The sequence below is a fragment of the Pseudomonas sp. NPDC089395 genome (genome assembly GCF_044749525.1).
GTDB lineage: Bacteria > Pseudomonadota > Gammaproteobacteria > Pseudomonadales > Pseudomonadaceae > Aquipseudomonas.
In genome coordinates this window covers 173695-186928 of record NZ_JBIVID010000008.1, presented here as the reverse complement: position 1 = coordinate 186928, position 13234 = coordinate 173695, and the positions used below count along the sequence as shown (strand labels likewise).

The window sequence follows — 13234 nt, the reverse complement described above, 5'->3', positions numbered from 1 at the left end:
TCATGTTCTCCTTAGGCCTCGATGCTCAGGCCGTACTCGGCCGAAGCGTCTTGCAGCCACAGCCACCAGTAGTCGGCGAAGCTGCGGCGAATCACCAGCTCCCAGGTGTCTTCGGCGGTGCGGCGGATCACCAGTTGCGACTTGGCGAACACGGTGCCCACGGCCTTGCCCACCGGGAAGTTGTTCGGATGAACATCATAGCTGGTGGACTTCATCAGCACTTCGCGCACGTTCGGGCCGCGCAGTTCCAGCAGGCTTTGCCCGCCGCTGACGTTGACCACCTGGATGTGCTTGCCTTCGAGGGCCGCGCGCAGCTTCTGCTCGACGGCGAACTCCTGGCCACCGGGGACGATCAGCAACCACTCGTCCGGTCCCATCCATTGCAGCGAGATCTCGCTGTTGGCGACCACGGTCAGGGCCACCGGCAGCTCCAGGCCCAGGGCCTTGTGCACGCCTGCGGCGAACTCTGGGTCATGGCCGTCGCCACGCAGGGTCAGGTGACCGAGGAACTTCTTCTCGCGCAGGGTCACGCCTGCGTTCTTGCGGCCTTTGCCAACCAGGCTGGCCAGGTCGGCGTGGTGCAGTGGCGACTGGGCCTTGGCCTCGGTGCCGGGGTTTTGCTGGAAGACGTTGATAGCGCTCATTTCTTACCTGCCTTGAATTCTTGGTCGTCGATACGACGCAGTTTCTGGGTTGGATTTGCCGGCCCTATCGCCGGCAAGCCGGCTCCCACAAGGGGGACTGCACCTACCTCCAGAACTGCATCGATCCTGTGGGAGCCGGCTTGCCGGCGATGGGGCCAGCCGGCTCACCACAGGGCCCGGAGTCAAACGTTCTGCCGCTCACCCTTCGGATCGAAGAACACCGAAGAAACGATCTCGGCCTCGATCACGCTGCCGTCCGCCTGGGGCGAGAACACGCGCTCGCCCATGCGCTTGAGGCCGCCCTTGACCACACCCATGGCGAACGAATAACCCAGGGAGTTGGCCGCGTAGCTGGAGGTGACGTGGCCGACCATGTCCATCGGGATCGGCTGTTTCGGGTCGAACACCAACTGGGCGCCTTCCGGCAACCACTTGGTCGGGTCTACCGGTTTCAGGCCGACCAGCTGCTTGCGGTTCTCGCGCACGCAGTCTTCGCGGTTCATGCCACGCAGGCCGATCCACGAAAACGGCTTGTTGCGGCCCACGCACCAGCTCATGTTGAGGTCGTCCGGGGTCATCGAGCCGTCGGTGTCCTGGCCGACGATGATGAAGCCCTTCTCGGCACGCAGTACGTGCATGGTCTCGGTGCCATACGGGGTCAGGTTGTACTGCTTGCCTGCTGCGATGACTTTTTCCAGCACGCCCATGGCGTAGTTGGCCTGCACGTTCACTTCGTACGACAGCTCACCGGTGAACGAGATACGGAACACCCGGGCCGGTACGCCAGCGACGGTGCCTTCCTTCCAGGTCATGAACGGGAAGGCGTCCTTGTCCAGGTCGATGTCGTCGGTCAGCTCGCTGAGCAGCTTGCGGCTGTTCGGGCCGGACAGGGTCAAGGTGGCCCAGTGGTCGGTGACCGAGGTGAAGTACACCTTCATTTCCGGCCATTCGGTCTGGTGGTACAGCTCCAGCCACTGCAGCACGCGGGCGGCGCCGCCGGTGGTGGTGGTCATGTAGAAATGGTTGTCGCCGACGCAGGCAGTCACGCCGTCGTCGAAGACCATGCCGTCTTCCTTGCACATCAGGCCGTAGCGGGCCTTGCCCACGTCGAGCTTGGTCCAGGCGTTGCTGTAGATGCGGTTGAGGAACTCGCGGGCATCCGGGCCCTGGATGTCGATCTTGCCCAGGGTCGAGGCGTCGAGCAGGCCCACGCTGTCGCGCACGGCCTTGCATTCACGGGCCACGGCGCTGTGGATGTCTTCACCGGCTTTCGGGAAGTACCACGGACGCTTCCACTGGCCGACGTCTTCGAACTCGGCACCGTTCTTCACGTGCCAGGCATGCAGGGCGGTGAAGCGCACCGGCTCGAACAGGTGACCGCAGTGGCGGCCGGCAACGGCGCCGAAGGTCACCGGGGTGTAGTTCGGGCGGAACATGGTGGTGCCCATTTCCGGAATGGTGATGCCGATCGAACGCGCGGCAATCGCCAGACCGTTGATGTTGCCCAGCTTGCCCTGGTCGGTGCCGAAGCCCAGCGCGGTGTAGCGCTTGACGTGCTCGACCGACTCGAAGCCTTCACGGGTAGCCAGTTCGATACCGGCGGCGGTCACGTCGTTCTGCTGATCGACGAACTGCTTCGGCCCCTTGCTGCCCTTGTCGTGCGGCACCTGGAACAGCGCCACGGTGGCCTCTTCCTTGCGTGCGACGGTTTTCGGCAGGGTGCCGGTGGCGGCCTTGAAGCCGGCCTCGGTGGCTGCGCGAACGCCGCCTTCGAAGCCATCGGCGATCACGTCGCCCAGGGCGTACACGCCGTTGATACCGCCCACGCATTCACGTTTCTGCGGTGCATCACCCGGCACGAAGCCGAGGATGTCGTCACGCCAGACCGGGCGACCGCCCAGGTGCGACGCCAGGTGAACGATCGGGCTGTAGCCGCCGGAGGTCGCGATCAGGTCGCACTCAAGGGTTTCGCCGGGGCTGGTGACTTTGTGTGCCTGCACATCGATGGCGGCCACGCGGGCGCCGGTGACGTGCTTGCTGCCCTTGGCCTCGACCACGGCGCTGGAGGTGAGGATGCGGATACCCTTGGCACGGGCTTCCTCGACCAGCGAACCACGCGGGTTGTGGCGAGCGTCGGCGATGGCGACCACTTGCAGGCCGGCGTCATGCCAGTCCAGCGCGGCGCGGTAGGCGTGGTCGTTGTTGGTCGACAGCACCAGCTTGCGGCCCGGTGCCACGCCGTAACGGCGCACGTAGGTGGACACGGCGCCGGCCAGCATGTTGCCCGGCACGTCGTTGTTGCCGTAGACCAGCGGGCGCTCGTGGGCACCGGCAGCCAGCACCACGCGCTTGGCGCGGACACGGTGCACGCGGTGACGCACCTGGCCGATCGGCGCGCGGTCGCCGAGGTGATCGGTCAGGCGCTCGTGGATGGTCAGGAAGTTGTGGTCGTGGTAGCCGTTGACCGTGGCACGTGGCAGCAAGGTCACTTCCGGCAGGCTGGCCAGCTCTTTGACCACGGCGTTCACCCAGTCAGCGGCGGGTTTGCCGTCGAGGGTTTCGCGGCTGTCGAGCAGGCTGCCGCCGAACTCTTCCTGCTCGTCGGCCAGGATCACCCGGGCGCCGCTGCGCGCAGCAGCCAGTGCGGCGGCCAGGCCCGCAGGGCCGGCACCGACGATCAGCACGTCGCAGTGCTGGTTCATGTAGTCGTAGCTGTCCGGGTCGTTCTGCAGCGGCGCACGGCCAAGGCCGGCTGCCTTGCGGATGTACTTCTCGTAAGTCATCCAGAACGATTTCGGGTACATGAAGGTTTTGTAGTAGAAGCCTGGCGGCATCATGCTGCCGCCGACCTTGCCCAGGATGCCCATGACGTCGTTGTTGACGTTCGGCCAGCCGTTGGTGCTGGTGGCGACCAGGCCTGCGTACAGGGCCTGCTGGGTAGCGCGCACGTTGGGGATCTGGGTGGATTCGCTGGAGCCGATCTGCAGGATGGCGTTCGGCTCTTCGGTACCGGCGGCGATGATGCCGCGTGGGCGCGAATACTTGAAGCTGCGGCCAACGATGTCGACGCCGTTGGCCAGCAGCGCGGCGGCCAGGCTATCCCCGGCATAACCCTGGTAGGTCTTGCCGTTGAAGGTGAAGTTCAGGACCTTGCTGCGGTCGATACGGCCGCCGCTGGCGAGGCGATAGGTCTGGCTCATACTTTTTCCCCTTGGCCTTTGACGGTCGACGGTGCGCTGCTGGGCTTGCCGCCTGCGGTGACTTGCGGCTTCTCGCCAACCTTGTAGGTTTCCAGAATTTCGTAGGTCACGGTGTCGCGGGTGACGTTGAAGTACTGACGGCAGCCGGCAACGTGGTCCCACAATTCATGGTGAATACCGCGCGGGTTGTCGCGGAAGAACATGTAGGTGCCCCACTCCTCGTCTGAGCAGGCGTTGGGGTCCAGCGGGCGGGCGATGTGCGCCTGGCCAGAGGCGTGGAACTCTTCTTCGGAGCGCAGCTCGCCGCAGTGGGGACAGAAAATATGCAACATGACGGTGGCTCCGATTAGTGGGCGACGGCGGCGGCGCCGTGTTCGTCGATCAGTGCGCCGTTGTAGAAACGGTCCATGGAGAACGGCGCAGCCAGCGGGTGCATCTCGCCCTTGGCAAGGCTGGCGGCGAAGACGTTGCCCGAGCCCGGGGTCGCCTTGAAGCCGCCGGTGCCCCAGCCGCAGTTGAAGAACATGTTCTTGACCGGGGTCTTGGAGATGATCGGGCAGGCGTCCGGCGAGGTGTCGACGATGCCGCCCCACTGACGGTTCATGCGCACGCGCGAAAGGTTCGGGAACATCTCGACGATGGCCTGCAGGGTGTGCTCGATCACCGGGTACGAACCGCGCTGGCCGTAGCCGACCCAGCCGTCGATACCGGCGCCGATCACCAGGTCGCCCTTGTCGGACTGGCTGATGTAGCCGTGCACGGCGTTGGACATGATCACGGAGTCGATGATCGGCTTGATCGGCTCGGATACCAGTGCTTGCAGCGGGTGCGATTCCAGCGGCAGACGGAAGCCGGCCAGCTTGGCCATGTGCCCGGAGTTACCAGCGGTGACCACGCCGACGCGCTTGGCACCGATGAAGCCTTTGTTGGTTTCCACGCCGATGACCGCGCCGTTTTCCTTGCGAAAACCGATCACTTCGGTCTGCTGGATCAGGTCAACGCCCAGGGCGTCGGCGGCACGGGCGTAACCCCAGGCCACGGCGTCGTGACGGGCGACGCCACCACGGCGCTGAACGGTAGCGCCGAGGATCGGGTAACGGGTGTTCTTCGAGCAGTCCAGGTACGGGATTTCGGCCGCGACCTGGGCGGTGTTGAGCAGCTCGCCATCGACGCCATTGAGGCGGTTGGCGGAGACGCGGCGCTCGGAATCACGGATGTCCTGCAGGGTGTGGCACAGGTTGTAGACGCCGCGCTGGGAGAACATCACGTTGTAGTTGATGTCCTGGGACAGGCCTTCCCACAGTTTCATGGCGTGCTCGTAAAGCTGCGCCGACTCGTCCCACAGGTAGTTGGAACGCACGATGGTGGTGTTACGGGCGGTGTTGCCGCCGCCCAGGTAACCCTTCTCGATCACCGCGACGTTGGTGATGCCGTGTTCCTTGGCCAGGTAGTAGGCCGTGGCCAGGCCGTGGCCGCCACCGCCGACGATGACCACGTCGTAGACCTTTTTCGGGGTCGGCGTGCGCCACATGCGCTGCCAGTTTTCGTGGTGGCTGAGGGAGTGCTTGAAAAGGCCGAAGCCCGAGTAACGTTGCATGGTCGTCTGCTCCACTCAGCGGTAGACAGGGAAGTCGGCGCACAGGGCCGAGACGTTCTTCGCCACATCGGCTTCGACGTCGGCGTCACCGAGGTTGTCGAGGATGTCGCAGATCCAGCCGGCCAGGGCTACGCACTGGGCGACCTTGAAGCCGCGGGTGGTGACGGCCGGGGTGCCGATGCGCAGGCCCGAGGTGACGAACGGCGACTGCGGGTCGTTCGGCACGGCGTTCTTGTTGACGGTGATGTGCGCGCGGCCCAGGGCGGCGTCGGCATCCTTGCCGGTCAGGCCCTGACGGATCAGGCTGACCAGGAACAGGTGGTTGTCGGTGCCGCCGGACACCACGTCGTAGCCACGGTCGATGAATACCTGGGCCATGGCCTGGGCGTTTTCGATGACTTGTTTCTGATAGCTCTTGAACTCAGGCTCCAGCGCTTCCTTGAAGCACACTGCCTTGGCGGCGATCACGTGCATCAGCGGGCCGCCCTGGGCGCCGGGGAACACGGCCGCGTTGAGCTTCTTCTCGATTTCTTCGTTCGACTTGGCCAGGATCAGGCCGCCACGCGGACCGCGCAGGGTCTTGTGGGTGGTGGTGGTGACCACGTCGGCGAACGGAATCGGGTTCGGGTACAGGCCGGCGGCGACCAGGCCAGCCACGTGGGCCATGTCGACGAACAGCAGCGCGCCTACCTTGTCGGCGATGGCACGAAAACGTGGGAAGTCGAGGGTCTTGGAGTAGGCCGAGAAGCCGGCGACGATCATCTTCGGCTTGTGCTCGACGGCCAGGCGCTCGACTTCGTCGTAGTCGATCAGGCCGGTGTCGGTATTGATGCCGTACTGCACGGCGTTATAGAGCTTGCCCGAGGACGACACTTTGGCGCCGTGGGTCAGGTGGCCGCCGTGGGCCAGGCTCATGCCCAGGATGGTGTCGCCGGCCTGCAGCAGGGCCAGGTAGACCGCGCCGTTGGCCGAGGAGCCGGAGTGCGGCTGGACGTTGGCGTAGTCGGCGCCGAACAGCTGCTTGGCGCGCTCGATGGCCAGCGCCTCGACCTTGTCGACGTGCTCGCAGCCGCCGTAGTAGCGCTTGCCTGGGTAGCCTTCGGCGTATTTGTTGGTCAGGCCGCTGCCTTGGGCCTGCATCACGCGCTTGCTGGTGTAGTTCTCCGAGGCGATCAGCTCGATGTGATCTTCCTGGCGTTGTTCTTCGGCATTCATCGCCGCCAGCAGTGCGTCGTCATAACCCTGGATCTGGTCTTGCTTGCTGAACATCTTGTTTCTCCCGGCAGCGATCAGTTCTTGTCTTTAAGGCACTGTGGCCCTTTGTGGCGATGGTATGACTGGCCGGGGTGGGTCAGATGCCTGCGCACGCCTTGCAATGGCGCGTTTACGACATTGGCTCACCGGCTACCCAAATCCTTGTAGGAGCGGCCTTGTGTCGCGAAAGGGTCGCAAAGCGGCCCCAGCCTCCAGCGGCGTCACCTGAACCCTTGGGGCTGCTGCGCAGCCCGTTCGCGACGCAAGGCCGCTCCTACATAGGCAACCGTTTCAGCAATGGTTTAGAGTGCTGATCTGCGTCGTTCAAAGGACAGTGCCATGACAGACAAGAGCCAACAATTCGCCAGCGACAACTACTCCGGCATCTGCCCCGAAGCCTGGGCCGCCATGGCCAAGGCCAACCAGGGCCATGACCGCGCCTACGGCGACGACCAGTGGACCGAGCGTGCGTCGGAATACTTCCGCAAGCTGTTCGAAACCGACTGCGAAGTGTTCTTCGCCTTCAACGGCACGGCCGCCAACTCCCTGGCCCTGGCCTCGCTGTGCCAGAGCTACCACAGCGTGATCTGCTCCGAGACCGCCCACGTCGAAACCGACGAGTGCGGCGCGCCGGAGTTCTTCTCCAACGGTTCCAAGCTGCTGACCGCGCCCAGCGTGAACGGCAAGCTGACGCCCGAATCGATCCGTGAAGTGGCGCTCAAGCGCCAGGATATTCACTACCCCAAGCCGCGCGTGGTGACCATCACCCAGGCCACCGAAGTGGGCACCGTGTACCGCCCCGACGAGCTCAAGGCCATCAGCGCCACCTGCAAGGAGCTGGGCCTGAACCTGCATATGGATGGCGCACGCTTCAGCAATGCCTGCTCGTTCCTCGGCTGCAGCCCGGCCGAGCTGACCTGGAAGGCCGGCATCGACGTGCTGTGCTTTGGCGGCACCAAGAACGGCATGGCGGTCGGTGAGGCGATCCTGTTCTTCAATCGTGCGCTGGCCGAGGACTTCGACTACCGCTGCAAGCAGGCCGGGCAATTGGCCTCGAAGATGCGTTTCCTGTCTGCGCCGTGGGTGGGTCTGCTGGAGGAAGGCGCGTGGTTGCGCCATGGCGCGCACGCCAACCATTGCGCGCAGTTGCTGGCGTCGTTGGTGAGTGACTTGCCGGGGGTGGAGCTGATGTTCCCGGTGGAGGCCAACGGGGTGTTTCTGCAGATGCCGGAACAGGCGATCGAAGCACTGCGCGGCAGGGGCTGGCGGTTCTATACCTTCATCGGTAGCGGTGGGGCGCGGTTCATGTGCTCGTGGGATACCGAAGAAGCGCGGGTGCGCGAGCTGGCGGCGGACATCCGCGCCATCATTGGCGCCTGACAGATCGCAATCGCCGGCAAGCCGGCGATAGGGCCGGTACTGGCCATACAACTACAGCAGGCAAACAAAAAGCCCCGACTCTCACGAGCCGGGGCTTTTTTGTGTCGCTACGACTGCAATCAGCCGTTGAACACTTCATCCACATTGTTCAGCGGATAGTGCTTCGGATACGGCAGGGTAGCTACGCCGGATTCGATCGCGGCCTTGGCCACAGCGTCGGAAACGACGGTGATCAGGCGTGGGTCCAGTGGCTTCGGAATGATGTACTCACGGCCGAATTCCAGGGCCTGGACGTTGTAGGCGTCGCACACTTCCTTCGGCACCGGCAGCTTGGCCAGGTCTTTCAGGGCGATAGCGGCGGCGATTTTCATTTCTTCGTTGATGCGCTTGGCGCGAACGTCCAGGGCACCACGGAAGATGAACGGGAAGCCCAGAACGTTGTTGACCTGGTTCGGGTAGTCGGAACGACCGGTGGCCATGATCACGTCGTTGCGGGTAGCGTGCGCCAGCTCCGGGGAAATTTCCGGGTCCGGGTTCGAGCAGGCGAACACGATCGGGTTGGCAGCCATCGACTTCAGGCCTTCCGGGCTCAGCAGGTTCGGGCCGGACAGGCCAACGAACACATCGGCACCGTCCAGGGCATCGGCCAGGGTGCGCTTGTCGGTCGCGTGGGCGAACTGGGCCTTGTACTGGTTCAAGTCGTCGCGGCCAGCGTGGATCACGCCGCTGCGGTCGATCATGAAGATGTTCTCGACCTTGGCACCCATGCTCACCAGCAGCTTCATGCAGGAGATGGCGGCAGCGCCGGCACCCAGGCAGACGATCTTGGCGTCTTCCAGCTTCTTGCCGGCGATTTCCAGGGCGTTGATCATGCCGGCCGCGGTAACGATCGCGGTGCCGTGCTGGTCATCGTGGAATACCGGAATGTCGCACTGCTCGATCAGGGTGCGCTCGATTTCGAAGCACTCTGGCGCCTTGATGTCTTCGAGGTTGATGCCACCGAAGGTAATGGAAATGCGGCGCACGGTGTCGATGAAAGCCTGTGGGCTTTCCGATTCCACTTCGATGTCGAACACATCGATACCCGCGAAACGCTTGAACAGAACGCCCTTGCCTTCCATCACCGGCTTGGAAGCCAGTGGGCCGAGGTCACCCAGACCGAGGATGGCGGTGCCATCGGAAATCACCGCAACCAGGTTGCCCTTGCCGGTGTATTTGTAGGCCAGCTCTGGATCACGGCCGATTTCGCGCACGGGCTCAGCAACACCTGGGCTGTAGGCCAGGGCGAGGTCACGGGCGGTGGCGGTGGGCTTGGAGAGCTCGACGCTCAGTTTCCCCGGACGAGGTTGAGCGTGATATTCGAGAGCGGCGGTTTTCAGGTCTGACATGGTGGGCATTCCGCTATTTACTGTTCTGACGGACCGCCGAGGATACGCAAAGAGCCGGGGAGCCACAAGACTGGTCGGTCACTTGTGTCAAGGCCTTTAGCCTACGACTTTACGCTATAACCCGCGGGGGCATTGGAATTGACAGTGTGTACAATCCAATAGCGAAATGTCTACATCTTTTCAGCCTGAAACACGCTCCAGCATGCTTGGATCGGTCAACGGCAACAGCCAACGTCGCTGCCCTGGCTTGAGCCCATCCTTGCGGGAACGATCCAGCACCCAGCCACGCGCCTCAACCTGGCGTCCTTTGAGGTTATCGAAGAAGCTGGCGGGGAAGTTGCCTTGCAGACGAGCGGGAATCTGCAGCACCACGCCGTTGTCCAGTTCCAGCCAGATGCCGGCGCGATTGCGCTCGATGCTGCCGATCCTGCCCGTGATCAACGCGAAGCCAGATTGCCTGACATCCTCGGCGCGCAGTACCGCAGCACGCTGCCACAGGCCCAGGTTCGCCTGGCGCGCCGCCTGCTCGGCGGCTTGCTGGCAGCCCGTCAGGCGGACATTGGGCGCAACCGCGACACGGTAACCCAGCCCCTCGCTCAGCAGTCGCGCTTCGAGATTGTCGCCATCAGCGGCGTAAACATGCGCCAACGTGCGACCGTACTTGTCCTTGGCCTCTTTACCCGGCACCAACCCGACACGCCCATCGCTGGCCTTGACCAGCGCCTGCAAGCGCCGCTTGGCCGCCTCGGCATAGGGCTCGCTGGTTCGGCCCTTGCGACCGATTTCCGGGGCATTGATGCCGATCATGCGCACACTGCGGCCATCGCTCAGGCGCAGTGTGTCGCCGTCCACCACCTGGCGCACCGCCACCGGCTGCGGCCGGTCCGGCAAGGGGCAGAAGGCCTGGACCGGAATGTGCCAGATCGCGCCCACAAAAAAGGCGCCCACAGGGGGCGCCTTTTTCAGCAACAACGCGAAACCCGAAGGATTCGCCATGCGCATGATTACTTCTTGGTACCGAACATACCGAAGCGATCGGCGAACTTCTGTACGCGACCACCGGTGTCCAGGACTTTCTGCTTACCGGTGTAGAACGGGTGGCACAGGTTGCAAACGTCGATCGCCAGGGTGTTGCCCAGGGTCGAACGAGTTTCGAACTTGTTACCGCAGCTGCAGGTGACTGCAACTACTTCGTAGTTCGGATGAATATCTGCTTTCATGGTCACTTCCTCGAGCTGCGTGCCGCCACCCAACACCAATTGTTGAATACCGCACGTAATTAGGCGGGGAATAATACCAGAGCATCACGCCAACGCAAGTTGTCGCTTGCACCGACCGTCGTCTGCTAGGCTCGCCAGTCATTGAAATGCCCTCCGAGATCTTCCGCGTGTCCGACGTCATCCTGCGCCTTGCCCTGCCCTCCCCCTTGCGTCGCCTGTTCGACTACCGGGCGCCAGCGAGCATGGCGCGCCAGGCCCTGGTGCCCGGCATGCGTATCCGCGTGCCGTTCGGCCGTCGCGAGATGATCGGCGTGCTGGTGGAGGTGTGCGAACAGAGCGAAGTGCCCGCCGACAAGCTCAAGCCGGCCATTGCCCTGCTCGACCCGGTCACACCGGTGCCGGCAGCACTGTTCAAGCTTTGCCTGTGGACTGCCCAGTATTATCAGCACAGCCTCGGCGATACCCTGAGCTGGGCGCTACCTACCCTGCTGCGCCAGGGGGAACCAGCCCAAATGCGCCAGGAGCGCTTCTGGCACGTGGCACCCGGCGCCCGCCTGGAAGACCCGCGCATCGCCCGTGCGCCACGCCAGCGCGACGCCCTGAAGACCCTTGCCCAGCACCCCCACGGTGTGGCCCACAGCCTGCTGGCCAAACTCAATCTGAACAAGGACAGCCTCGACTTGCTGCTGGCCAAGGAGCTGGTGCAGGTGGAAATTCGTCGCCAGCGCCCGGCAGCGCGCCATGAACACTGGCTGGCACAGCCGGAGCTGTCGCTCAACGAGGAGCAGCGCGAAGCTTTCGACACGGTGCGCGAGGGCTTTGGCGGTTTCGGCGCGTTCCTCCTGGCGGGCGTTACCGGCAGCGGCAAGACCGAGGTCTACCTGCAGCTCATCCGCGAAACCCTCGAGGCCGGCAAGCAGGCACTGGTGCTGATTCCCGAAATCAACCTCGGCCCGCAGACCCTGGCGCGCTTCGAGCAGCGCTTCAATGCCCGCATCGCCCTGCTGCACTCGGCCGTGAATGATCGCGAGCGTCTTGACGCCTGGCTGGCGGCGCGTGACGGAGAAGCCGACATCATCATCGGCACGCGTTCGGCGCTGTTCACGCCCATGAAGAACCCCGGCCTGATCATCATCGACGAAGAGCACGACGGCTCCTATAAACAGCAGGAAGGCCTGCGCTACCACGCCCGCGACCTGGCGCTGGTGCGCGCCCACCAGGAAAACATCCCGATCCTGCTCGGCTCCGCCACCCCGTCGCTGGAGACCTTGCACAATGCCCTGACCGGCCGCTACCGCCTGCTGCGCATGAACCAGCGCGCCGGCGGCGCACGCCCGCCACGCATGCTGCGCCTGGATGTGAAGAGCCTGCCGCTGGACAGTGGCATCAGTGGCCCGCTGCAGCAGGCCATCCGCCTGACCCTGGAAGCCGGCCAGCAGGTGCTGGTGTTCCTCAACCGCCGAGGTTTCGCCCCGACCCTGCTGTGCCATGACTGTGGCTGGCTGTCCGAATGCCCCCGTTGCGATGCGCGCATGACCGTGCACCAGCGCTCCGGCGTACTGCGTTGCCACCACTGCGGCTATGACGAACGCCTGCCGCACCAGTGCCCGAAGTGCAACCATGTGGACTTGCGCCCGGTCGGCGCCGGCACCGAACGCGCCGAAGAGCGCCTGAAGGTGCTGTTCCCCGATTACCCGATCCTGCGCGTGGACCGTGACAGCACAGCGCGCAAGGACGCCATGCACAACCTGTTCAGCACCATCCAGCGCGGCCAGCCGAGCATCCTCGTCGGCACCCAGATGCTGGCCAAGGGGCACCACTTCCCGCGGGTTACCCTGGTGGCCATTCTCGATGCCGACGGCGGGCTGTTCTCCGGCGATTTTCGCGCCAGCGAGCGCATGGCCCAGCTGATCGTCCAGGTGGCCGGACGCGCCGGGCGTGCCGAGGAGCCGGGCAAGGTCATCATCCAGACCCACCTGGCCGATCACCCGCTGCTGGTGCAGCTGACCGAGCAGGGTTACTTCGCCTTCGCCGAACAGGCCCTGGGCGAGCGCCACGCAGCCGGCCTGCCGCCCTACTCGCACCTGGCCTTGCTGCGCGCCGAAGCGCACAAGCCGGGGCAGGCCGAGGGCTTCCTCGACGAGGCCTGCAGCGCGGCGGAACGCCTGGTGGCTGAACAGCAGTTGCCGGGCATCGAACTGTTGGGCCCGGTCCCCGCTCCGATGGAGCGCAAGGCCGGTCGCTTTCGCGCACAATTGTTGATCCAGGCCAACACCCGGGCACCCTTGCATCGACTGATCAGTGCCTGGTTGCTAGTGTTGGAACAAATGCCGAGTGGGCGCCAGGTACGCTGGTCGCTGGATGTAGATCCGGTGGATCTGTACTGAATCCATTGGCCCTATCGCCGGCAAGCCGGCTCCTACAGGGAATTGCAGCGCTGCGTCCATTGTGGGAGCCGGCTTGCCGGCGATAGGGCCATCGAACACCGCCAAAGGTTGGCAACCCGGCCCCAGCAACGGATAATGCCCAGTTTTTCCACCTGCGCATCCAG

10 protein-coding genes are annotated in these 13234 nt (G+C 64.2%); 2 read left to right on the top strand and 8 right to left on the bottom strand.

Annotated elements, in window-relative coordinates; all coding sequences use genetic code 11:
* Window positions 1–11: 11 nt before the first annotated feature.
* From ACIPZG_RS18515 to ACIPZG_RS18495, 5 genes are all read right to left on the bottom strand, one after another.
* A complete protein-coding gene (locus ACIPZG_RS18515; protein ID WP_400715958.1) occupies window positions 12–644 on the bottom strand; it encodes a sarcosine oxidase subunit gamma in 633 nt (210 codons plus the stop codon).
* A 182-nt stretch (window positions 645–826) separates the two neighbouring features.
* Window positions 827–3844: a sarcosine oxidase subunit alpha gene (locus ACIPZG_RS18510; RefSeq protein WP_400715956.1), complete on the bottom strand. Its 3018-nt coding sequence runs from the start codon at window positions 3842–3844 to the stop codon at window positions 827–829.
* Window positions 3841–4176 (bottom strand): sarcosine oxidase subunit delta, encoded by a 336-nt coding sequence (locus tag ACIPZG_RS18505; RefSeq protein ID WP_400638842.1) that lies wholly within the window; start codon window positions 4174–4176, stop codon window positions 3841–3843. The genes ACIPZG_RS18510 and ACIPZG_RS18505 overlap by 4 nt, the downstream gene beginning before the upstream one ends.
* A 14-nt stretch (window positions 4177–4190) precedes the next feature.
* Window positions 4191–5441 carry a sarcosine oxidase subunit beta family protein gene (locus ACIPZG_RS18500; protein WP_008089646.1) on the bottom strand — a complete coding sequence of 417 codons (1251 nt, stop codon included), beginning with the start codon at window positions 5439–5441 and terminating at the stop codon, window positions 4191–4193.
* A gap of 15 nt (window positions 5442–5456) precedes the next feature.
* Window positions 5457–6710 (bottom strand): serine hydroxymethyltransferase, encoded by a 1254-nt coding sequence (locus ACIPZG_RS18495; protein WP_008089648.1) that lies wholly within the window; start codon window positions 6708–6710, stop codon window positions 5457–5459.
* A gap of 324 nt (window positions 6711–7034) precedes the next feature.
* Here ACIPZG_RS18495 and ACIPZG_RS18490 point away from each other — a divergent pair, with 324 nt between their 5' ends.
* Entirely contained in the window at window positions 7035–8075 is a 1041-nt protein-coding gene (locus ACIPZG_RS18490; RefSeq protein WP_400715954.1) for a low specificity L-threonine aldolase, read from the top strand.
* Between the two features lie 119 nt (window positions 8076–8194).
* On the opposite strand, the gene ACIPZG_RS18485 is transcribed toward ACIPZG_RS18490, so the two are convergent.
* From ACIPZG_RS18485 to rpmE, 3 genes are all read right to left on the bottom strand, one after another.
* Entirely contained in the window at window positions 8195–9463 is a 1269-nt protein-coding gene (locus tag ACIPZG_RS18485) for a malic enzyme-like NAD(P)-binding protein (RefSeq protein ID WP_400640200.1), read from the bottom strand.
* 180 nt (window positions 9464–9643) lie between these two features.
* The gene (locus tag ACIPZG_RS18480; RefSeq protein ID WP_400715952.1) at window positions 9644–10465 is read right to left on the bottom strand and encodes a thermonuclease family protein; all 822 of its coding nucleotides are present in this window, start codon (window positions 10463–10465) and stop codon (window positions 9644–9646) included.
* Window positions 10466–10467: 2 nt separating this feature from the next.
* Complete coding sequence (gene rpmE / locus ACIPZG_RS18475; RefSeq protein WP_008092997.1) at window positions 10468–10683, bottom strand: 50S ribosomal protein L31; 216 nt, start codon at window positions 10681–10683, stop codon at window positions 10468–10470.
* Between the two features lie 167 nt (window positions 10684–10850).
* On the opposite strand from rpmE, the gene ACIPZG_RS18470 reads away from it, so the two are divergent.
* Complete coding sequence (locus ACIPZG_RS18470; RefSeq protein WP_400715950.1) at window positions 10851–13070, top strand: primosomal protein N'; 2220 nt, start codon at window positions 10851–10853, stop codon at window positions 13068–13070.
* Window positions 13071–13234: the final 164 nt, after the last annotated feature.